The following is a 21,049-nucleotide window of genomic DNA, read 5'->3' as shown; positions in this document are numbered from 1 at the left end:
ACCTTCCTCCCGGAAATCTTGAGATCACTGTCCTCAATCCTGCACCCGGCCGAGGCGCCCGACTCTCGTCTCGATTTCGTGGCAGAGCGTCTCGAATTCGCCTTTCACCGGAAAGGTATGTGCGCTCAGATGGATGTTCTTCCCTTGCCTGGCCCTTACCTTGATCGCCGCAGCATGCTGTATGCGGTAGCGTTCGGTGCTCGCGATATCGTCCCAACGGACCGAGGCATCACTGGCGATCGGGCGGCCGCCGAGCGTCAGCCTTCGCTCGTCCATACGGACATGCGGCTTGCCTCCGCGCAGCAGGCCAAGCGTGATAACGACCGCCGGGGCCAGCATGCCGAGCGTTCCCACGAGGAAAAGAGCTTTCCAGACCCACGGATCGAGCGAAAAGCCCGCGTCGATGCCTCGATACCGCACCGAAGTCGTGTCCTCGAAGAAGAGGCCGTAGGCAAAGACGCAGCCGAACCCCAGGCACATCGCAAGGACCACGAGGCTCGTCCACAGCGGGACGTGCATGAAGAAGACCAAAGCTCCGTCCGGCCTGCGTTCGATTGTCATGGAGCACTCCGCCGCTACTGCCTGTCGGAACAGACAGTAGGAGCGGCGGAGTAGCAAGTCAGTAAACGCGCTTCTTCGGCTTGATGTACTCGACATCGTCGGTGAGCGTGTATTCGTGCACCGGGCGGTAGCCGATCTTCACGCCGCCGCCGTTTCCGCCCCAACCGTCGAACCACGCGATCGTGTGCTTCATCCAGTTGGCATCGTCACGCTCGGGGAAGTCCTCGTGTGCGTGGGCGCCGCGGCTTTCCTTGCGGTTTTCGGCCGAAGCGATGGTGACGTTGGCCTGCGCCATGAGGTTGTCGAGTTCCAGCGTCTCGATGAGGTCGCTGTTCCAGATCAGCGAACGGTCGTGGACCTTCACGTCCGCCATGCGCTTGTTCACATCCTTGAGCAGTTCGACGCCTTCGGACAGCAGCTTGCTGTCGCGGAACACCGCGGCGTGCTTCTGCATGCCCTTCTGCATTTCGGCGCGCAGGGCCGCCGTCGGCGTGCCGCCATCGGCATAGCGGAAGTGGTCGAGACGGGTCAGCGACAGGTCGGCACTATCGGCCGGAAGCTCGTCATGGCTCTGGCCGGGCTTGACGATTTCCTTGAGGCGATGGCCGGTCGCGCGGCCGAAGACCACGAGGTCGATCAGCGAGTTCGAGCCGAGGCGGTTTGCGCCATGGACCGACACGCAGGCCGCTTCGCCCACGGCGAACAGGCCGGGGACGATCTTTTCCGGATCGTTCGGATCGCCCGCCATCACTTCGCCGTGATAGTTACAGGGGATGCCGCCCATGTTGTAATGGACCGTCGGCGTGACCGGCAGCGGCTGCTTGGTCAGGTCGACACCGGCAAAGATCTTGCCGCTTTCGGTGATGCCCGGCAGGCGCTCGCCCAGCACCTTGGGATCGATGTGGTCGAGGTGCAGGTAGATGTGGTCGCCATCCGGCCCGACGCCGCGCCCCTCGCGCATTTCCAGCGCCATCGAACGCGACACGACGTCGCGTGATGCGAGGTCCTTGGCGCTAGGGGCATAGCGTTCCATGAACCGCTCGCCCTCGGAATTGGTGAGGTAGCCGCCTTCGCCGCGCGCACCCTCGGTGATGAGCACGCCCGCACCGTAAATGCCGGTCGGGTGGAACTGCACGAACTCCATGTCCTGCAGCGGCAGGCCCGCGCGCAGCACCATGCCGCCACCGTCGCCGGTGCAGGTATGGGCCGAGGTTGCGGTGTAATAGCAGCGGCCATAGCCGCCCGTCGCCAGCACGACGGCATGGCTGCGGAAGCGGTGGATCGTACCGTCGTCGAGGCACATGGCGATGACGCCGCGGCAAACCTTGCCGTGCGGGCCGTCTTCCATGATCAGGTCGAGCGCGAAATATTCGATGAAGAAGTCCGCGTCGTACTTCAGGCTCTGCTGGTAGAGCGCGTGCAGCATGGCGTGGCCGGTACGGTCGGCCGCTGCGCAGGTGCGCTGCACCGGCGGGCCTTCGCCCATGTTCTGCATGTGACCGCCGAAGGGGCGCTGGTAGATCGTGCCGTCGGCATTGCGGCTGAAGGGCACGCCTGCGTGCTCCAGCTCGTAGACCGCCTGCGGGGCTTCGCGGACCATGTATTCGATCGCGTCCTGGTCGCCGAGCCAGTCGGAACCCTTGACCGTATCGTACATGTGCCACGACCAGTGGTCGGGCGTGTTGTTGCCGAGCGAGGCGGCGATACCGCCCTGCGCGGCGACGGTGTGCGAACGGGTCGGGAATACCTTGGTGATGCAGGCCGTGCGCAGGCCGGCTTCGGCGCTGCCCATGGTCGCGCGCAGGCCCGAGCCGCCGGCGCCGACGACGACGGTGTCATAGGTGTGGTCGACGATGGGGTAGCTGCGACCGCCGATTTCGAAAGTCTGGGTGCGGGCCATCAGGCGGCTCCTCCAAGGGCAAGGCGGGCGATCGAAACGATGCCGAAGGCCGCGCCGCCGATGGTTGCAAGGTTGAGAAGGGTGAGAACGCCGAACTTGGTGCCGGCGTCATGGACGTAATCCTCGATCAGCACCTGCAGGCCGAGGCGCGCATGCCAGAACACGCTGACGATCAGCAGCGCCAGCGCCGTCGCGGGCAGCGTCTGCGACGCCCAGCCGGTCATGGTGGCGTAATCGTAGGCGGGCAGCATCGCGAGGCTGCCGACGAGGAAGAGCATCAGCACGAGATTGCCGATCGCGGTGAAGCGCTGCACCAGCCAGTGATGCGCGCCTTCATGCGCCGAGCCGAGCCCGCGGACGCGTCCGATGGAGGTTCCGTTACCCATGGATAAAGCTCACTTGAGAAGGATCACGGCCCAGAAAAGGGCGGTGAGGAGAATGGCGATGATCGGCGCTGCCACCGACCAGAACTTGTTGGTGTCGAGTTCGTAACCCGCACCGATATCGAGCACGAAATGCCTCAGCCCGCTCATCATGTGGGTGAAGAAGGCCCAGGACAGGCCGACCAGCACCACCATGCCCAGAGGCGAACCCATGACTTCAGCGAAGGTCGCATAGCTTTCCTCGCCCCCGGCCATCGCGCCCAGCCACCACAGGAGAACGGCAAGACCGACCAGCGCCATGCCGTCGCCGGTGACGCGGTGCAGGATGGATACCGCCATGTGCGGGCCCCATTTCCAGATCTGCAGGTGCGGTGAGAGCGGGCGGTTTGCCATGCCTGATAAATTCCGTAGCGGTGGATTTGTGCCGTCTCCTTAGCGAACTGCTGAGGCAGTGCAAGGCATCCGGCCTCGACAAAAGGCGCAAATTTTCGAATAGCGTGATGCATGACATGCATCCTCCTTACCGGCGCGTCCCGCGGGATCGGCGCCGCCTCGCGAGAAGCACTCGAAGCGCGCGGGGCCAAGGTGATCGGCCAGGCCACTTCGGCAGGCGGTTTCGGAACCCTGGCTGCGGACTTCCGCGACCCCGGCGCGCCGCAGGAATTGTGGCAGGCCGCGCTCGACCAGGCAGGCGGCGAGATCGACGTGCTGGTCAACAACGCCGGCCTCTTCGCCCCCAACCCGATCGAAGCCTCGGACATCGAATGGCTCGACGGGTGGGAGGACACCATGCGGATCAACCTCACCGCTTCCGCCCAGCTCAGCCGGTTCGCGGTGAAGCACTGGCTCGAACGCGGGTGTTCGGGGCGCATCGTCCATGTCGCGAGCCGCGCGGGCCATCGCGGCGATTCGCCTGCCCACTGGCACTATGCGGCGAGCAAAGGCGGGATGCTGGCGATGCACAAGACCATTGCGCGCCAATATGCGGCAAACGGCATTCTCAGCTTCGCCATTACGCCCGGCTTCACCGACACGGCGATGGCGGGCGACTATCTTGCCAGCAGGGGCGGCGCAGGCCTGCTCGCCGACATCCCGCTGGGCCGCGTAGCCGAACCCCAAGAAATTGCCCGCATCGTCGAATTCTGCGCGCTCGACGCGCCGCCCAGCATGACGGGCGCGACGCTCGACGCAAACGGAGCAAGCTATGTCCGCTAGGTTCCTGCTCGCACCGGCGCTGATGGCCATCGCCGCCTGCGCGGCGGCTCCCACCATTGCGGACGCGCCTTCCCCGCGCGCCATCCCCGCCGACCAGCAGGCCTTTCTCGACGCCTGCGAAGACTGGGACGAGTGGGACAAGCCCGCCCCGCCCTTTCGCATATACGGCGGGACCTATTACGTCGGCACCTGCGGGATTTCCGCGATCCTCGTCACGCATAAGGACGGTCACTCGCTGATCGACACCGGGACCGAGGAAGGTGGAAAAATCGTCCTCGCGAACATAACGAAGCTGGGCTTCGACCCGAAGGACGTGGACACGATCACGCTGAGCCACGAGCATTTCGACCATGTCGGCGGGATTGCCAGCGTCCAGTATGCCACCGGCGCCACGGTCTATTCCTCTCCGGCGGCCACAAAGACGCTGCACTCGGGGCTTCCCTCTGCGGGCGACCCGCAGGCGGCATCGGACCACCCCGCGTTCCGTCCTCTCAGCACGCTCGTCTTCCTCCTCGAAGACGGCAAGAGCGATCCGGTCGGACCGAAGAAGCTGAAGCCGATCGTCACCCAGGGCCATACACCCGGCGCGCTCAGCTGGCAGTGGCGCGAATGCGAAGGCAGCGACTGCCGCTGGCTGGTCTATGCCGACAGCCTCTCGCCGATCAGCGCGGACGGTTACCGTTTCTCGGACCATCCCGAATACGTCGCCAGTTTCCGCGCCGGGCTCGACCGCTTGGCGAAGGCGCAATGCGATATCCTGATGACGCCTCACCCCAGCGCAAGCGACATGCTGGCGCGGATGAAGGGCGAGAGCGGCCTCCTGCTCGCCGACGGCTGCGCGTGGTATCCGGAGCGGATCGGCGAACGCCTCGACAAGCGGCTGGCGGAAGAAGCGGCAAAATGACCGCCTGGAGAATGTACGCAGAAGCGCCCAAGCGCGTGGTGCAGGCTGCCCTCCTCGCGCATGACGAGGCCTGGGATTTCCCGCCCGAACTCGTTGTATCGGGCCGCGAGATCGCCGAAGACAAGCCCGACGACTGGATCCTGGAAGTCTGGCTCGAACGCAAGCCGAACGCCGCCGACCGGAAGGCGGTTGCCGCGCTGTTCGAAGGCGCTGCCCCCGAACTCGATGCGGAAAAGCTGCCAGAACAGGACTGGGTGACGCTCAGCCAGCAGGGGGTGGAGCCGATCCGTGCCGGACGCTTCCACGTACGCACGCCTGATTTCCCGGCCGACCCCGAAATGGTCGATTTCGCCATTCCCGCCAGCCAGGCGTTCGGCACCGGCCAGCACGAAACCACCGCCGCCTGCCTCGCCATGCTCGACCTGATGAAGCGCGAGGGGCTTACGGTACGCAACCATGCCGACATCGGCACGGGCACCGGCCTCTTGACCTTTGCCGCCATGCACCTGTGGCCGCACGCCAAGGCGACCGCGTCCGACATCGATGCCGTCTGCGCGTGCGTGGTCGAGGATAATGCGCGCATGAACGGCGTGACCATGGGCGACGGCCCGGGTGCCCTGACCATGATCATCGCGCCTGGCATGGACGATGCCTTGCTGCAGGCGCGCGCGCCCTACGACTTGCTGATCGCCAATATCCTTGCCGGGCCGCTGGTCGAACTCGCACCCGATTTCGCGCCGGCGGTTGCGCCGGGCGGCAGCCTGCTGCTTGCAGGGCTGCTGCAGACGCAGGAACGCGAGGTGCGCCGCGCCTACCGTGCGCAGGGCTTCCGCCTCGCGCGGCGCGTGACTAATGGCGACTGGTCGATCCTGTGGCTGCGCCGGAGCCGTATCCGGTGACCACGCGCCGGGTCCTGAAGCTCGGCGGAGCCCTACTGGCCTTGCCGGTCGCGATCATCCTCCTGTTCATGCTCGCCGCGTGGATAGGCAGTTCCATCCCGCGCAACCCCGACTGGACAGAAGCCGATGAAGGCGTCGTCGTGATGATCGAGACGAACGGCATCCACACCGGCATCGTCATGCCAGTGGTGAGCGAGGTGAAGGACTGGCGCGAGACCTTCCCGTCCGCCGGACAGCCGCGCGACGACGGACGCATACCCACGCATATCGCCATCGGCTGGGGCGAGAAGGAAGTCTTCCTCAACACGCCCACCTGGGGCGACCTCAAGGCCAGCACGGCGCTGCGCATCGCCTTTTCGGGCGGCGACGGGCTGATGCGCGTCGGCCATTACGCCTGGCCGCAGCCGTCCGAATACCACCGTCCGCTGGTGCTTCGCCCGGATGAATACCGGCGGCTCGTCGCCGAGGTCGAGAAGGCCCTGCCCGCCCTGCCGCATGGCGAAGAGCGCTTCAGCTACGACAGCTTCGAGCAGGGCGCGCGCAATTACGACGCGCGCGGACGCTATACGCTGGCCAATACCTGTAACCAGTGGGTCGGCGATACGCTGGCCAAGGCCGGAGTGAAGATCGGCCACTGGACACCGCTCGCTGGCGGCGTGATGAAATGGGTACCGGTCCCCGCAGGGCGCTAGTTGCGCGACAGGTGATGGTCCGCCACGGCGCGGGTCACGGCCTGCATCATCTCGAAACGGCTCGAGAACGAACTCCGTGTGCGCCCGATCATCACGGCAATCGCATATTGCGAGCCGTCCGGCGCCCTGAGCACACCCACATCGTTATAGCCCGACTGCTCGCCGTCGAAGACCTGCCCCGTACCCGTCTTGTGCGCCATGACCCAGCCCGCAGGCGTGCCACCTTTCAGCCGGTTGGGGCCGCTCTTCGTCCTTTCCAGCGTCCCGAGGATGAAGCTGGTCGAAGCAGGCGACAGGATGTCACCCTTCGCTAGCCGCGCGAGCGCCTGCGCGATGCCGATGGCGCTGGCGCCGTCGACCGGGTCTGCCAGATATCTCTCGAAGGCCTGCCTGCGCCGCTCGGGCGACAGGCTGTCGCGCGCATCGTAGAAGCCGCGTCCCATCGAAAACGAGGGGTTCCATTCGAGACCCGCGATCGCGCTCTGCTTGGTCCGTTCGTCCGGCCCGAACTGGACGCCGGTAATCCCCTCGCGCCGCAGGAAACCGTCAACCGCTGTCGGGCCGCCTACCCGGCGCAGCAGACGGTCGTTCGCAGTGTTGTCGCTTTGGGTAAGCGCCCGTTCGAACAGATCGAAATAGTCGGTGTCGTAGCGTCCGCGCGTGCGCACGATTTCGCGGATGGGCTGGTGGAAGAGCGTGAGATCACGGCGCTCGATGCTGACCGGCTCGGCAAGGTCGAGCGCCCCCTGGTCGACCAGGTCGAGCGCGGTCATGGCGACCCACAGCTTGCTGACGCTCTGCTGCGGAAACGGCTTGCGCCCTTCGAAGTGCATCCGCGCGCCGCTGCTTACTTCGACCACGGCAATCCCGACCTCCCCCGGGAAAGCCTTGCCGATGGCGGCCAGCCGATCCTGCAGCGCCTTTTGCCGGTCATCCAGCGGCGGCGGGGCCTTGAAGCGGTTCGCCTGCGGCAGCCTGATACGGTCGCCGAATTGCGAGGCGCTTTCGCCCGGCTGGTAAACGCAGGTTCCCAGCAAGGCGAAGGTGCTGACCAGCAGCAGCGTAATTGTAACGAGGGTACGGGTCACAGGGCTTTCAGGCGGGAATCGGGTGGAATTTCAGGCGAGTTGGCGGCCTACTCGCCCGTTTTCGACAGCACGACAAGATAGTCATGGACGGCTGCCAACTCCTCGTCGGTGAATTGAGAGAAACGGCCACGCGCGACCGTGCTCATCAAGCCGATCTCGCGGTCTCCCGCCGCCTTGCCGGTCCGCATCAGCGTCTCGAAATCGGCGCGGTCATAGGACGCCGCGATCCGCAAATCCGGTCGCGGTACATCACCGGGAAAGGGCGAGGTCGCTCCGCTAAGGTCGATGCCATGACACTCCGCACAAGTGGCGCGCACGATATAGCGTCCCAGCGCGTGTTCTTCGCCGAGGTCGGGTGAATGCTCGCCCCCCATTTCGGCAACTTCCGCGGCCGAAGACTTGAGCGTGCCTTCCTCTAGCATCGCCAGAAGTTCCGGCCCGAAGGTCGGTTCGGGATGCACAGCGCCCGCAGGCGGCTTGCTGCGCAGGAAGGCAAGGATCGCTGCGAGATCTTCTGCGTGCATCATGGTGAAGACATGCGAGGGCATGCCATGAAGCTCGCGGTCCGCGCGCTGTCCGGTGAGGACCATCGCCAGCAATTCCTCGTCGGAATGTTTCTCGACGCTGCGCGTGAGGTTGGCGGTCCACAACGTGCCGAGCTCGTCGCTCCAGTCGCGGCCCTGCAGGTTCCGGTTATGGCAGCCGGTGCAGCCGACGATATCGGCAACGCGCTGCCCATGTTCGACCATGTCGGCGGACAGGCGCTGGAAGTGCGGCTCATCCGCGCGTTTGACGACACCCGGCCCGTCGCAGCCTGCAGCAAGGAGCGCCAGCAGGAGCAGGGCCGCGCGCATCGCTACCCGGCCGCCTTCACGATTTCGGCCCAGCCGGCCTCGTCGATGACTTCGATGCCAAGTTCCGCCGCTTTCTTGAGCTTGCTGCCCGCGCCCGGCCCGGCGACCAGCAGGTCGGTCTTGGCGCTGACCGAACCGCTTGCCTTGGCGCCCAGCCGTTCCGCCTGCGCCTTGGCCTCGTCGCGGCTCATGGTTTCGAGCTTGCCGGTAAAGACCACCGTCTTGCCTGCCACTGCGCTGTCCGTCGTTTCGACCACATAGGGCGGCGGTGAAACCTGCGAAAGCAGGTCGTCCCACACCTCGCGATTGTGCTCCTCGTGGAAGAAATCTCCAAGCGCTTCGACGACGGCCGAACCGATGCCATCGATGGAGACCAGCGCGGCGGCTGCATCCTCGTCCCCCGCCCTCGCCTTTTCGGCCGCATCGCGCAGCGCGGGCAATTCGTGGAAATTCTTCATCAGGTCGCGGGCCGTCACTGCGCCCACGTGGCGGATGCCGAGGCCGAACAGCAGGCGCGCCGCATCGGGCTGCCGCCGCGCCTCGATGCCGGCGAGGAGGTTGTCGACCGACTTTTCCTGCCATCCTTCAAGCGCGAGGATATCCTCCCGCCGTTCGCGCAGGCGGAAGATGTCCGCCGGGCTTTCCAGCCAGCCGAGCGCAAAGAACTGGTCGATGGTCTTCTCGCCCAGCCCGTCGATATCGAGCGCGGCGCGGCTGACGAAATGCTTCAGCCGCTCTGTCCGCTGAGCGGGACAGATGAGGCCGCCGGTGCAGCGAACGTCGACCTCGCCTTCTTCCGCCACCGCTTCGCTATCGCATTCAGGGCAATGGTCGGGGAAGATAAACGGTTCGCGTTCCACCTTGCGGGTGAGGTTTTCGACCACCTGCGGAATGACATCGCCGGCGCGCTGGATGACGATCCGGTCGCCCGGACGCACCCCGAGGCGCGCGATTTCGTCGCGGTTGTGCAGCGTGACATTGGTAACGGTGACACCGCCGACCAGTACAGGCGCGAGGCGGCCCACGGGCGTCAGCTTGCCGGTGCGTCCGACCTGGATGTCGATCGCTTCGAGCGTGGTCTCGGCACGCTCTGCCGGGAACTTGTGCGCCAGTGCCCAGCGCGGTGCCTTGGCAACGAAACCGAGGCGTTGCTGGTAGTCCAGCCGGTCGACCTTGTAGACGACCCCGTCGATTTCATATGGCAGGTCCGGCCGCGCCTTGCCGATGGCGGCATAATGCGAAAGCAGGCCTTCCACGCTATCGACCCGCGCAAACAGCGGCGAGATCGGGAAACCCCATTCGCGCAGCATTTCTACCACCTCTGCCTGGGTGTCGCCCGGCACCAGCGATGCTGCACCCCAGCCATGCGCCCAGAAGCGCAAGGGGCGCTGCGCGGTGACCTTCGCATCCTTCTGCCGCAGCGATCCTGCCGCAGCATTTCGCGGGTTGGCAAAGAGCTTTCCGCCTGCCTCTTGCTGCGCAGCATTGAGTGCAGCAAAGGCCTGTTTTTCCATGTAGACTTCGCCGCGAACCTCGAAAACCTCGGGCGCTTTGCTGCGCAGCATTTTCGGGATGTCGGGGATATGCTGCACGTTCGCCGTGACGTCCTCGCCCACCTGCCCGTCACCGCGTGTGGCCGCACGCACGAGCTGGCCGTTTTCGTACCGCAGCGAGCAGGACAGGCCGTCGATCTTGTCCTCTGCCGTGAAGGCGACGGGATCGCTTTCGCCGAGCGAGAGGAAGCGCCTGACGCGCGCGGCCCACTCCTCCACTTCGTCAGCTGAAAACGCATTGTCGAGGCTCATCATGCGGACCTCGTGCGCGACCTTGGACAGGGGCGAGGAGGCGATGGCGTGCCCGACCTTGCGCGAGGGAGAATCCTCGCGGACGAGATGCGGGAAAGCCGCCTCGATCGCGGCGTTGCGACGCACCAGCGCGTCGTATTCCGGATCGCTGATCTCGGGCGTATCCTCTGCATGGTAGAGCCGGTCGTGATGGGCGATCTGTTTCGCCAGCCGCATCAGTTCATTGGCCGCCTCGGCTTCGCTCATGTCCACAGGCGCGATTTGGTCGATTCCCATGCCCTGCGCTATGCATCACCCACGGCACGGGGAAAAGTGCCGCGAGGTCGCATCACCAGTTTGGGGGAGTTGGGATGATCGACCGCTATCTGAAAACAGCCTTTGTTGCCTCACTCGGGCTCATGGCGCTGCTCTATGTGATCCATAACATCATGAACATCGACCAGGCCTATGGCGCGGTCGGATACGTGCTCGGGATGGAAGGCAACGAGCTTTTCGACAACAATTTGCTGCCGGCCATTACCGGATCGGCGGTCTTTGTATTCGCGTGGATCATCTTCGCCTTCGAGATTGCGACAGGGCACATCTGCCTGTGGGGCGCATGGCAGTTGTGGTCTGCAAGAGGATCCGATGCTTCGGGCTTCGAGGCGGCCAAGGGCATGGCGAAACTCGGGGCCGGCCTGTCGGTCGTCACATGGTTCGGCCTGTTCGGCACCTTCGGCGGCGCGGGCTACCAGATGTGGCAGAACGAAATCGGTGCCGGGTCGCTGGGTGACGCCTTCAAGTTCAGCGTCTGGGGGCTGCTCGTGCTGATCTACCTCGGCCAGCGCGAGAGCGAAGTCGCCGTCTAGGAAATCACGCCGTTGCCGGTGCGCTCGGCGATCCATTGGCCTTCAATACGGCGCAGGCGTGTCCAGCAGGGGCGCGCCATACTGCTTCGGGGGCACGCTTTCCTGTGTGCCGGCGGTAAGGATGATATCCAGTTCCTCCGGCTCGATCCGCCACTGCCCGTCCACGAAGGTCATGCGGTAATAGCTCCAGCCGTGCCGGCCGTTGGCGTAATAGCCGGCGTAGCCGAGGCATTCGGTTGGGCGGTCGCACACGAAATCGTGCACGTCGAAGATCGCTGCCGTCTGACGCGTGTCCGAGGCCACGATGTCAAGCCCTTCCCGCTCGCAGCGCGATAGCGGAGAGAGGCCGGGAAATCGCTCGATCAGCTTCGACTCGACTTCGGAATCGAGCGGATGCGGGCGCGAGGTGGCGATGTGCGGGACCATCTTCTCGGCTGCCGCACAGACTACCGCATAGGGGCGGTCCCTTTGCGCGAGATATTTGCCCAGCCGGTATTCCAGCAACGCAAGGCGCGGGGTCTGGATGTTTTCGTAATAGCCGGTCTCGAAAGCCCCTTGCGCCGGCGCATAGCGCGGGAGATAGGCCGAGCAGGCCGACAAGGCGGTGAGCATAACCAGTGCGACCAGGCTGCGAAGGTGGGTCATGCGGCAGGAAACGCGTAACTCCCCGCCAAGTGCCTGCAATCAGGCTTTTTCCAGCAAGCGGTCCGCCTGCGCCCTTGCCTCGGGCGTGACTTCGGCGCCCGACAGCATCCGGGCGATTTCCTCCTGGCGCCCGGCATCGTCGAGCAGCGATACGCTGGTCTTGGTGACGGTGCCTTCGGACGACTTGGCGATCATGTAGTGCGTCACCCCGCGTGCCGCGACCTGCGGTGAGTGGGTCACGGCTAGCAATTGCCCGCCATCGGCAAGGCGCGCCAGCCGTTCGCCGATCGCGCTCGCCACCGCGCCGCCGACGCCGCGATCGATCTCGTCGAAAATCACGGTCGCCGCCCCGCCCTGCTCCGCCAGAGCGACTTTCAGCGCGAGAATGAAGCGCGACAGTTCCCCGCCGCTGGCGATCTTGTTGAGCGGGGCGAAATCGGCACCCGGATTGGTCGCGATCAGGAATTCGACGCTGTCCATGCCGTGCGCGCCCCAGCGTTCCTCGGGCAATTCGGCAACCGCCGTGTGAAAGCGCGCCGCGTCGAGCTTGAGCGGGGCGAGCTCGCGGGCCACCGCCTCGTCCAGCCGCATCGCGGCCGCCACGCGGTTCGCGTGCAAGGCCTCTGCCTCGGCGCGGTAGCGATTGCCCGCATCCTTCGCCGCCGCTTCGAGCGCGTCGAGTTCGGCCTCACCGCCTTCGATGGAATCGAGCTGGCTGCGCATCTCGCGCATCTTCTCGGGCAGTTCGTCCACCTCGCAGCGATGCTTGCGAGCGAGCGCGCGCAGTTCGAACAGGCGGGTTTCCGCGGCCTCCAGCGCCTGCGGATCGTGTTCCAGCGCATCGGCGGCGGCCTGCAGCTTGTCCTCCGCCTCTCCCGCCTCGATCACTGCACGGTCCAGCGCGGCAAGCGCATCGGCGAGCAAGGGATGCTCCGGCGCGATCCGGTCGAGCCGGCGCGCCGCCACGCGCAGGGCGGCGAGCGGCGAATCCGAGCCTTCCCAGATGTGGCGCAATTCCTCCAGATCGCCCGACAGCTTCTCGCCCTTCTGCATCGAGGCGCGGGTTTCGGCGAGGCGCGCCTCTTCCCCGGCCTGCGGTTCGAGCGAGGTAAGTTCGGCAAGATGGGCAAGCAGGAGGTCCTGGTCCAGCTTGGCCTGTTCGAGCGCGGCCCGCGCGCGAGCCAGCTGGTCTTCGGCCCCGCGCCACTTGGCCCAGGCTTGTTCGACCCGCGCGGTTTCCGCCCCTGCAAAACGGTCGAGCAGCGCGCGGTGGCCGCGCGGATTTACCAGCCCGCGATCATCGTGCTGGCCATGCAGTTCGACGAGGAACCCGGCGAGTTCGCGCAGCAGGCCAACGCTCACCGACTGGTCGTTTACGAAGGCCTTGCTCTTCCCGTCCGCCTTAAGCTGTCGGCGCAGGATGAGCGGTTCACCCTCCTCGATCTCGATATCGGCATCGTCCAGCAATTCGGCGATGCCCTGCGGCAGGACCGCGAAATCGAAACTGGCGGTGACGCTGGCCTTTTCCTCTCCGGCCCGCACCAGCCCGCTATCGGCGCGATTGCCGAGCACGAGGCCGAGCGAATCCAGCAGGATCGACTTGCCCGCCCCCGTCTCGCCCGTCAGCACGCCGAGACCACGCCCGAACTTGAGGTCGAGCGCGTCGATCAGGACGATATTGCGGATGGCCAGCCGGGTGAGCATCGGAAGCCGTTCCTAGCCCACCCGGCGGCCTGCGTCATCCACCCTTTGTTCCGTTAGCAACAGCTTCCGCAGGCGTGCTGCTTTCGGGGCCTGCAGGCCAGTTCGGCTCCTCCGCGCCGCGGGTCTTCCACAGCGAATAGAGGATGCCCGCCGCGATCAGGCCGAAGGTCACACCTAGGCTGATCCACGCAGGCATCTTGCCGCCGCCGAGCAGGAAGTCGGTCACGAAGATCTTGCTGCCGATGAACACCAGCACCGCTGCCAGGGCATACTTGAGGTAGTGGAAGCGGTGAACCATCGCGGCGAGCGCGAAATAGAGCGCGCGCAGCCCGAGGATGGCGAAGATGTTCGAGGTGTAGACGATGAAGGTGTCGGTCGTGATCGCGAAGATCGCCGGCACGCTGTCGAGCGCGAAGACGAGGTCGGCAAGGTTGATCACCACCAGCGCTAGGAACAGCGGCGTCGCCGCCGTCACCAGCTTGCCGGTCTTGCTGTCGGGCACTTTCACGAAGAAGTGCTGGTCGTGCAGTTCCTTGGTCACGCGCATATGCGTGCTGATCCAGCGGATCACCGGGTTCTTGCCGACATCCATCGGCTCGTCACCGGCGAAGAACATCTTGATACCGGTCACGATCAGGAAGGCTGCGAACAGGTAGAGCACCCAATAGGCTTCCGCCAGCAGGGCCGCCCCACCCGCGATCATCAGGCCGCGCAGCACGATGACTGCCATGATGCCCCACAGCAGCGCGCGATACTGGTATTTCGCCGGGATCGCGAAGTAGGTGAAGATCAGGCTGATTACGAAGACATTGTCGATCGATAGCGCCTTTTCGATGAAGAAGCCGGTGTAATATTCCATGCCCGCCGACGCGCCGCGTTCCACCCAGACCCAGGCGCCGAACAGCAGCGCCACGCCGATGTAGAAAGCGGACAGTTTCAGGCTTTCACCGATGCCCAGTTCCTTGTCCTCCTTGTGCAGGAAGCCGAGGTCGAAGGCGGTCAGGACGATGACGATGGTGATGAAGGCGGCCCAGAACCACACCGGGGTTCCGAGCCAGTCGGTAAACAGGAATTCCATCATTCAAGGCTTTCGGAATGCGCGTCATACGTGAGCGCGCGGCTGAGGAGGAGGTAACCGGCAATCGCGGCAGTGGTCGATCCGGACAGGACGCCGATCTTGACGGCGTCGATCAGGAGCGGATCCGCAAAGGCGAGATTGCCGATGAACAGGCTCATGGTGAAACCGATGGCGGCCAGGAGGCTCATGCCGTGGACCTGCCGCCAGCTGACGTCTTCGGGCAGGCTCGCGATGCGCAGTTTCACTGCAGCATAGGCGAAGCCGAAGATGCCGAGCTGCTTGCCCAGCAGCAGGCCCAGCGCGATGCCCAGCGGCAGCGGTTCGAGCAGCGCCGATGGCGACAGGCCGAACAGCGTCACGCCGGCATTGGCAAAGCCGAAGATCGGGATCACGAGGAAGGCGACCCACGGATGGAGCGCGTGCTCCATTGTTTCCAGCGGGCCGTGATCGCTCTTGGGATCGAGCGGCACCGTCATTGCGGCCGCAACACCCGCCAGCGTCGCATGGACGCCCGATTTGAGGACGAAAGCCCACATCAGGATCGCCAGCAGGATATAGGGGATGGTGGACTGTACCCGCGCCCTTCCGACCGCCAGCATGACCACGAATACGATGGCCGCTGCGCCGAGCATGCCGGTGTCGAGCTCACCCGAATAGAACAGGGCGATGATCGCGATGGCGCCGATGTCGTCGATCACCGCAATCGCCAGCAGCAGCGCTTTCAGTGCAACGGGAACACGCGGTCCGAGCAGCGAGAGGATACCCAGCGCAAAGGCGATGTCGGTCGCAGCGGGGATCGCCCAGCCATTGATCGTCTCGGGCGACCCGGCATTGAGCGAAAGGAAAATCAGGGCCGGCACGGCCATGCCGCCGATCGCGGCGACCAGCGGCAGCGATGCCTTGTCCCAGCTGGACAGCTGGCCTTCGAATATCTCGCGCTTCACCTCGAGACCGACGAGGAAGAAGAACACGGCCATCAGGCCGTCGTTGATCCACAGCAGCAGGGGCTTGTCGATGAGGAAGCTGCCGATGCCGACCACCACGCCCGTTTCGAGCAGGTTCTGGTAGCCACTCAACAGGGGCGAGTTGGCGACCACAAGCGCCAGTAGCGCTGCGAAAATCAATACGATGCCGCCAGCCGATTCCTTTTGCAGGAAGTCGCGCAGCAAGGGTGCAATGGCCTGGACCATGGTCGTCTCCGACGATCTCTGGGTGAAGTGGAAAATGGGCAGCCGCCGCGCACCGCTTATGGGGGGAGAAGCGCGCGACGGCCCCCGTTCGCTGCCGTCAGGCAGGCTTGGCGCGCTTGGCCAAGCGGTAGAGCGCGTCTTTGGCGCGCAACTTCATTTTCTTGAGGCGGGAGACCTCCAGCCAGTCGGGCACGCGCTTGCGCATTTCGCTGCGCAGGCGCTCGTCAATCCGCTGGTGGATCTGGGTCAGTCTGAAAGTACGGGCCGTCATCATAGTCTCCGAAATCGAGGCTTATGTCGATCGGACAGCCGATGGGCCGGTAGGCTGGGAGGGGAGGGGAAAGGGCCTGCCAGCACGCATCGGTTGTCCGATGCGGTCCGACATCACGTTCGCACAAGAGGCGCACGCCAGAGGGGCCCGGTCCGCATTGTCTAAATGCGACCAAAGCGATCCGGTTTCAAGGTCCGGAAAAAAATTTTCGCGAAATTGCGCTTTAGCTGGCGGTGACGCCGGCCGCGTGGTCCTGCACCAGCTCGTATGCCTTGTCGTACCATTCGCTGCCCGGGTAGTTGGCACCGAGGACGGCGGCATACTTCACCGCTTCCTGCGGGATTCCGAGCGCGAGGCTGGTTTCCGTGAGACGGTAAAGCGCTTCGGGCGCGTGGCTGGTGGTCTGGTAATTCTCGACCACGTTCTGGAAGCGGATCTGCGCGGCGATCCACTTGCCCGAACGTTCGTAATAGCGGCCGATTTCCATTTCCTTGCCTGCCAGGTGATCGCGCACGAGGTCGATCTTGAGACGCGCATCGGCAGCATACTCGGTCTGCGGGAAACGGCGGTCCAGTTCGCGCAGCGCCGTGAGCGCCTGCTCGGTAACCTTCTGGTCGCGCTGGATGTCGCTGATCTGCTCGTAATAGCTGAGCGCGATCAGGTAATAGGCGTAAGGCGCGTCCTTGTTACCCGGGTGGATCGACAGGAAACGCTGCGCCGAGGCGACCGACTTGTTGTAATCGCGCGCGACGTAATAGCTGAATGCGCTCATCAGCTGTGCGCGGCGGGCCCAGGGCGAATAGGGGTGCTGACGCTCCACCTCGTCGAACAGCGCGGCGGCAAGCTGCGGCTGGTTGCGGTCGAGCCGGCCCTTGGCTTCGGCATAGAGCGTTTCGACATCGCGAGCGACGTATGCGGTATCCTTCGGCCCATCCCCGCCGCGGCTGGCGCAGCCGGCAGTTACGAGCGTGGCACCGATCAGGGCACCGAGGGCGAGCTTGCGAGCGATACGCGAATGGGTCGTCATGGTGGCGAGCCTATAACCAGCCCCCCGCTGAACGCCAAGTGAAGTTGTCACGGCTTCCACCATATAGGTGTGCTTCCCCGCTTGTTTCGGGATTGGCAGCGCCATGGGGATATCCCTCTACACCGATATCAGGCCGGATCGCGGCGAGGAGCAAAAGGATTACCCCGCAAGCGAGATTTCATGACCAGCAGGCCACGTGCAGGGCCGCGCCGCGCTTATCGTTAACCTGCATCAAGCGCACTCGGGAAGGCTCGATTAAGCACCCTTGGCGCATATCGGCAGTGAGTGGGCCGGCCTTTCAGGGAGTCGCTTGCTATGCAGTTCTTCAAACGCCTGGGCCAGGATCGCAGCGGTGCGACGGCCATCGAATACGGCCTGATCGCCGCGCTTATCGCGGTCGCGTCGATCACCGCTCTCCAGTCGCTGGGCGGCGAGGTCTCGACGACCTTCAACACCGCAGACAGCGCCATGGCGAGCGCGAACGCAGCCGTCTGAGGCCTAGCCTTCGCTCAGCGCTGCGGGCGCGTCCCACAGGAGGTGGCGCGTGTCGAGCGCGACGAGGTTGTTGTCGCGAATGATCTCGCCCTTGGTGCGATAGCCGAGCAGCTGTTCGGCATCGGTATCGGGGTTGTTGATCATCACGCGTAGTTCTTCCGAGGTGAAATCGGACAGGCCGCGCGCGCGCTCTATGCCCTTGCTGTCGTAGACATGCAGCACGTCGCCGCGAGTAAAATCGCCGTCGGCGGATACCACGTCCGCCCGGCGGATCGGGCGGCCGCCCTGCGCCACTTCATCGGCTACTCGTTCGGAAACCACGATACTGCCTGCCATCTGCAGGCGGTTGGCAATCCAGCTGTCCCAGCCCGACAGGGGTTCGGGATTGGGCACGACCCTGGTCGCCCTGCCCTCGCCCGACAGCACGCGTGACAGCGGCCGGTCGACCTCGCCCTGCGCGATCCACGTCGTGACGCCCGCTTCCTGCGCCATGTTCGCCGCCTGCAGCTTGGTGGCCATCCCGCCCGTGCCAAGGGTGCTCTTGCCCCTGGTCGCGTCCATGTACTGCGACACATCCTCGACCTCTTCCACGAAGCGCGCGTCCGGATCGTCAGGGTTGCGATCATACAGCCCATCGACGCCGGTCAAGATGATGAAGTCGCTCGCCCCGACCATCTGGGCAACCTTGGCGGCAAGGCGGTCGTTGTCGCCGACGCGGATTTCCTCGGTCGTGATAGTGTCGTTCTCGTTCACGATCGGCATGACGCCCGCTTCGAGCAGGCGGTGAACGGTGTTGCGGGTGTTGAGGAAGCGCCGGTGATCCTCGAAATCGCCCAGCGTCAGCAGCACCTGCGCGATGTCGAAACCGAATTCGTGCCCGACCTGCTTGTAGGCGTTGAGCAACAGCGGCATTCCGCATGCCGCAGCCGCCTGCTTGTCCGACACGCCCGCGCTTTGCGGCGTTTCACCGATAATGCGCAGCCCCAAGGCGACCGAACCGGACGAGCAGACCAGCACGTTCCAGCCGTCCGCCCTCAAGGCGGCGATGTCTTCCATCAGGCGCTGAAGGAAACCGTAACGGGGGGTAAGCAAATCCTGATTTGCCAGCAGCGCGGATCCGATTTTAACGACGAGTGTCTTGCGTGAAGCCATAATAGAAAAATGATTCAACCTTGAAATAATTGGAAAGTGATATAGATACTCATGGTGCAGCGCACAATGGCAAATCCGATGAATTTCGAATGCATCGCGTAAAGATGTTTATCTAAAGAAATAAATTCATCTGAATTCCAAGTGCTCGAAGTATTTTGAAGTAATATTCATTTTGTGAAATCGCGATCTGACGCGGGAACAGGAAACAACCATTATCAATACGGTACTCATGGTCGGATGCGGAAAGATGGGATCCGCTCTATTGGGTCAATGGGCCAAGGGTCGGGAATCGATCACCGTGGTCGATCCCGGCCAGGAAAGCGTGCCCGGCGGCGCGCGGCTCCTGTCCGACCGTGCGCAAATCGAAGGCGAAGGCTTCGATTGCATCGTCGTCGCGGTGAAGCCGCAGATGATCGACGATATCATGCCTACCTATGCCGCAAACCTCGCGCCGGGCGGCTATGTCCTGTCCATCGCGGCAGGCTATTCCGCCGGCCGCCTCTCGCAGGCCATGAACGGCGCGCCGGTCGTGCGTGTCATGCCGAACCTTCCCGCAGCCATCGGGCGAGGCGTCAGCGGCATTTACCCCGCCGAAGGCGCTACCGAGGCTCAGATTGCGCACGTGCAGGACTTCATGGCCCGTGCCGGAACGACCGTAACCGTCGCCAGCGAGGACGAGCTCGACCGCGTGACGGCAGTTGCAGGTTCGGGCCCCGGCTACGTCTTCGAAATCGCCCGCGCCTATGCGCTGGCCGCGATGGAACAGGGCTTCACCGAACAGCAGGCGCGCGAAATGGTGCTGGGCACCATCGGCGGTGCAATCGCCATGGCGAGCGAGCCGGGCGCGCTGTCGTTGGAGGAGTTGCGCAACTCCGTCACCAGCAAGGGCGGCACTACCGCCGCCGGCCTCGCCGCACTCAACGGCGACGATGGCCTAACCGATCGCCTGCGTGCTACATTGCAGGCGGCTTACGACAGGGCGGTCGAGCTGCGCTGACCAGCGGCAGCACCCGCCCCGCACACGAACAGACAAGAGAATTCACATGACCGACCAGGCACTCGACCCCCAGATCCATATTCATGAGCTAGGCCAGCGCGCCCGCAAGGCTGCACGCGGTCTCGTATCCGCCAGCACCGATGCCAAGAACGCGGCCCTGCGCCAGGCCGCCAAGGCCCTCCGCAACGCGAGTGCCGAACTGATCGAAGCGAACGACCGCGACGTCGCCAGTGTCGCCGGCAAGAAACCCGACAGCTTCATCGACCGCCTGCGCCTCGACGAAGAGCGGATCGAGGGCATGGCAAAGGCGCTGGAGGAGATTGCCGAACTGCCCGATCCCGTCGGCCGCTCGCTCGCCACCTTCGAGAGGCCCAATGGCCTGAAAATCGAACGCGTAGCCGTCCCCATCGGGGTCATCGGCATGATTTACGAGAGCCGCCCGAATGTCGGCGCGGATGCATCGGCTCTGTGCCTCAAGAGCGGCAATGCCGTGATCCTGCGCGGCGGTAGCGAAAGCCGCCAATCCACGCGCGTGATCGTCGACTGCATGCAGGCCGGTCTCGAGGCTGCCGGATTACCGCGCGATGCGGTACAGACAGTGCAGACGACCGACCGTGCCGCAGTGGCCGCGCTATTGAAGGCCGACAAGTTCGTCGACCTCGTCATCCCGCGCGGCGGACGCGGCCTCGTCGAACTGGTGCGCGACCAGGCGAGCGTGCCCACGCTTCTCCACCTCGACGGCAATTGCCACAGCTACATCCATGAAGCCGCCGACGTCGCGAAGGCAGTGGACGTCATCCGCAACGCAAAGCTGCGCCGCACAGGCGTTTGCGGGGCGACCGAAAGCATCGTGATCGACCGCAGCATTGCGGGCAAGGCGGTCCCTGCCGTCGCCGACGCGATGGCAGCCGATTGCGAATTGCGCGGCGATGCGGAAGCCGTCGCCATCGACGCGCGCATCGCGGCCGCCGACGAGCAGGACTGGGACACCGAATACCTCGGCCCCATCGCCTCGGTGAAAATCGTGGACGGGCTCGATGAAGCAATCGCCTGGGTCGAAGACCATTCGAGCCATCATACCGACGCGATCCTGACCGAAGACGACGAGGCCGCTCGCCGCTTCCTGCTCGGCGTGGACAGCGCCGTCGTCATGCACAATGCCTCCACCCAGTTCTCCGACGGCGGCGAGTTCGGCATGGGCGCGGAAATCGGCATCGCTACCGGCAAGATGCACGCGCGCGGACCGGTCGGCCTGGAACAGCTGTGCAGCTTCAAATACCTGGTACACGGTACTGGCCAGACGCGGCCCTGATCCGCTCGCAAATGTGATCCGGCAAAGTA

Annotated in this window: 22 protein-coding genes; 8 read left to right on the top strand and 14 right to left on the bottom strand. The window is 64.6% G+C overall.

Annotated elements, in window-relative coordinates; translation table 11 throughout:
* Positions 1 to 33 precede the first annotated feature (33 nt).
* Genes LCL94_RS12540 through sdhC form a run of 4 tightly spaced genes read right to left on the bottom strand, consistent with a single transcriptional unit; the run spans position 34 to position 3,237 of the window.
* Positions 34 to 561 carry a hypothetical protein gene (locus LCL94_RS12540; RefSeq protein ID WP_224832484.1) on the bottom strand — a complete coding sequence of 176 codons (528 nt, stop codon included), beginning with the start codon at positions 559 to 561 and terminating at the stop codon, positions 34 to 36.
* A gap of 58 nt (positions 562 to 619) precedes the next feature.
* Positions 620 to 2,461 carry a succinate dehydrogenase flavoprotein subunit gene (gene sdhA / locus LCL94_RS12535; RefSeq protein ID WP_224832483.1) on the bottom strand — a complete coding sequence of 614 codons (1,842 nt, stop codon included), beginning with the start codon at positions 2,459 to 2,461 and terminating at the stop codon, positions 620 to 622.
* Positions 2,461 to 2,847: a succinate dehydrogenase, hydrophobic membrane anchor protein gene (gene sdhD, locus LCL94_RS12530; protein WP_160606926.1), complete on the bottom strand. Its 387-nt coding sequence runs from the start codon at positions 2,845 to 2,847 to the stop codon at positions 2,461 to 2,463. The genes sdhA and sdhD overlap by 1 nt, the downstream gene beginning before the upstream one ends.
* 9 nt (positions 2,848 to 2,856) lie before the next feature.
* Positions 2,857 to 3,237: a succinate dehydrogenase, cytochrome b556 subunit gene (gene sdhC / locus LCL94_RS12525; protein WP_224832482.1), complete on the bottom strand. Its 381-nt coding sequence runs from the start codon at positions 3,235 to 3,237 to the stop codon at positions 2,857 to 2,859.
* 111 nt (positions 3,238 to 3,348) lie between these two features.
* Here sdhC and LCL94_RS12520 point away from each other — a divergent pair, with 111 nt between their 5' ends.
* Genes LCL94_RS12520 through LCL94_RS12505 form a run of 4 tightly spaced genes read left to right on the top strand, consistent with a single transcriptional unit; the run spans position 3,349 to position 6,554 of the window.
* Entirely contained in the window at positions 3,349 to 4,059 is a 711-nt protein-coding gene (locus LCL94_RS12520) for an SDR family NAD(P)-dependent oxidoreductase (RefSeq protein ID WP_224832481.1), read from the top strand.
* A complete protein-coding gene (gene bla, locus LCL94_RS12515; protein ID WP_224832480.1) occupies positions 4,049 to 4,963 on the top strand; it encodes a subclass B3 metallo-beta-lactamase in 915 nt (304 codons plus the stop codon). The genes LCL94_RS12520 and bla overlap by 11 nt, the downstream gene beginning before the upstream one ends.
* On the top strand, positions 4,960 to 5,862 hold the full coding sequence (locus tag LCL94_RS12510) for a 50S ribosomal protein L11 methyltransferase (protein ID WP_224832479.1): 903 nt from the start codon (positions 4,960 to 4,962) through the stop codon (positions 5,860 to 5,862). Before bla ends, LCL94_RS12510 begins: the two co-directional genes overlap by 4 nt.
* A complete protein-coding gene (locus LCL94_RS12505) occupies positions 5,859 to 6,554 on the top strand; it encodes a DUF2459 domain-containing protein (protein ID WP_224832478.1) in 696 nt (231 codons plus the stop codon). The genes LCL94_RS12510 and LCL94_RS12505 overlap by 4 nt, the downstream gene beginning before the upstream one ends.
* On the opposite strand, the gene LCL94_RS12500 is transcribed toward LCL94_RS12505, so the two are convergent.
* From LCL94_RS12500 to ligA, 3 genes are read right to left on the bottom strand one after another with little or no spacing between them, the layout of a single operon-like run.
* The gene (locus LCL94_RS12500; protein WP_224832477.1) at positions 6,551 to 7,642 is read right to left on the bottom strand and encodes a serine hydrolase; all 1,092 of its coding nucleotides are present in this window, start codon (positions 7,640 to 7,642) and stop codon (positions 6,551 to 6,553) included. The two genes, LCL94_RS12505 and LCL94_RS12500, sit on opposite strands and share 4 nt — an antisense overlap.
* A gap of 47 nt (positions 7,643 to 7,689) precedes the next feature.
* On the bottom strand, positions 7,690 to 8,496 hold the full coding sequence (locus LCL94_RS12495; protein WP_224832476.1) for a cytochrome c: 807 nt from the start codon (positions 8,494 to 8,496) through the stop codon (positions 7,690 to 7,692).
* Between the two features lie 2 nt (positions 8,497 to 8,498).
* Positions 8,499 to 10,577, bottom strand: coding sequence for an NAD-dependent DNA ligase LigA (ligA, locus tag LCL94_RS12490; protein WP_224832475.1), 2,079 nt, complete (start codon positions 10,575 to 10,577; stop codon positions 8,499 to 8,501).
* Positions 10,578 to 10,651: 74 nt separating this feature from the next.
* Between ligA and LCL94_RS12485 the strand changes: the two genes are divergently transcribed.
* A complete protein-coding gene (locus LCL94_RS12485; RefSeq protein WP_224832474.1) occupies positions 10,652 to 11,149 on the top strand; it encodes a DUF2165 domain-containing protein in 498 nt (165 codons plus the stop codon).
* A gap of 42 nt (positions 11,150 to 11,191) precedes the next feature.
* Here the strand turns inward: LCL94_RS12485 and LCL94_RS12480 are convergent, their stop codons facing one another.
* The 6 genes from LCL94_RS12480 to LCL94_RS12455 form a co-directional block, all read right to left on the bottom strand.
* Complete coding sequence (locus LCL94_RS12480) at positions 11,192 to 11,794, bottom strand: hypothetical protein (protein ID WP_224832473.1); 603 nt, start codon at positions 11,792 to 11,794, stop codon at positions 11,192 to 11,194.
* A gap of 39 nt (positions 11,795 to 11,833) precedes the next feature.
* Positions 11,834 to 13,498, bottom strand: coding sequence for a DNA repair protein RecN (gene recN, locus LCL94_RS12475; RefSeq protein WP_224832472.1), 1,665 nt, complete (start codon positions 13,496 to 13,498; stop codon positions 11,834 to 11,836).
* A 34-nt stretch (positions 13,499 to 13,532) separates the two neighbouring features.
* Positions 13,533 to 14,576, bottom strand: coding sequence for a TerC family protein (locus LCL94_RS12470; protein ID WP_224832718.1), 1,044 nt, complete (start codon positions 14,574 to 14,576; stop codon positions 13,533 to 13,535).
* Positions 14,576 to 15,766 carry a Na+/H+ antiporter NhaA gene (gene nhaA, locus LCL94_RS12465; RefSeq protein ID WP_224832471.1) on the bottom strand — a complete coding sequence of 397 codons (1,191 nt, stop codon included), beginning with the start codon at positions 15,764 to 15,766 and terminating at the stop codon, positions 14,576 to 14,578. The genes LCL94_RS12470 and nhaA overlap by 1 nt, the downstream gene beginning before the upstream one ends.
* A 97-nt stretch (positions 15,767 to 15,863) precedes the next feature.
* The gene (locus tag LCL94_RS12460) at positions 15,864 to 16,037 is read right to left on the bottom strand and encodes a YdcH family protein (protein WP_160606902.1); all 174 of its coding nucleotides are present in this window, start codon (positions 16,035 to 16,037) and stop codon (positions 15,864 to 15,866) included.
* 223 nt (positions 16,038 to 16,260) lie between these two features.
* Positions 16,261 to 17,064 carry an outer membrane protein assembly factor BamD gene (locus LCL94_RS12455; RefSeq protein ID WP_224832470.1) on the bottom strand — a complete coding sequence of 268 codons (804 nt, stop codon included), beginning with the start codon at positions 17,062 to 17,064 and terminating at the stop codon, positions 16,261 to 16,263.
* Between the two features lie 315 nt (positions 17,065 to 17,379).
* Between LCL94_RS12455 and LCL94_RS12450 the strand changes: the two genes are divergently transcribed.
* Entirely contained in the window at positions 17,380 to 17,559 is a 180-nt protein-coding gene (locus LCL94_RS12450) for a Flp family type IVb pilin (RefSeq protein ID WP_160606896.1), read from the top strand.
* 3 nt (positions 17,560 to 17,562) lie between these two features.
* Here LCL94_RS12450 and proB read toward each other — a convergent pair whose 3' ends face one another.
* Positions 17,563 to 18,711 (bottom strand): glutamate 5-kinase, encoded by a 1,149-nt coding sequence (gene proB / locus LCL94_RS12445; RefSeq protein WP_224832469.1) that lies wholly within the window; start codon positions 18,709 to 18,711, stop codon positions 17,563 to 17,565.
* A 229-nt stretch (positions 18,712 to 18,940) separates the two neighbouring features.
* Here proB and LCL94_RS12440 point away from each other — a divergent pair, with 229 nt between their 5' ends.
* Both LCL94_RS12440 and LCL94_RS12435 read left to right on the top strand, forming a co-directional pair.
* The gene (locus LCL94_RS12440; RefSeq protein WP_224832468.1) at positions 18,941 to 19,708 is read left to right on the top strand and encodes a pyrroline-5-carboxylate reductase family protein; all 768 of its coding nucleotides are present in this window, start codon (positions 18,941 to 18,943) and stop codon (positions 19,706 to 19,708) included.
* Between the two features lie 46 nt (positions 19,709 to 19,754).
* Positions 19,755 to 21,020, top strand: a complete 1,266-nt coding sequence (locus LCL94_RS12435) for a glutamate-5-semialdehyde dehydrogenase (RefSeq protein ID WP_224832467.1) — start codon at positions 19,755 to 19,757, stop codon at positions 21,018 to 21,020.
* Positions 21,021 to 21,049 lie beyond the last annotated feature (29 nt).

Origin of the sequence: Qipengyuania gaetbuli (genome assembly GCF_020171365.1) — a bacterium.
Lineage (GTDB): Bacteria > Pseudomonadota > Alphaproteobacteria > Sphingomonadales > Sphingomonadaceae > Qipengyuania > Qipengyuania gaetbuli_B.
Note: the sequence above shows the minus strand (reverse complement) of the source record. Positions and strands in the feature narration are given on the sequence as shown.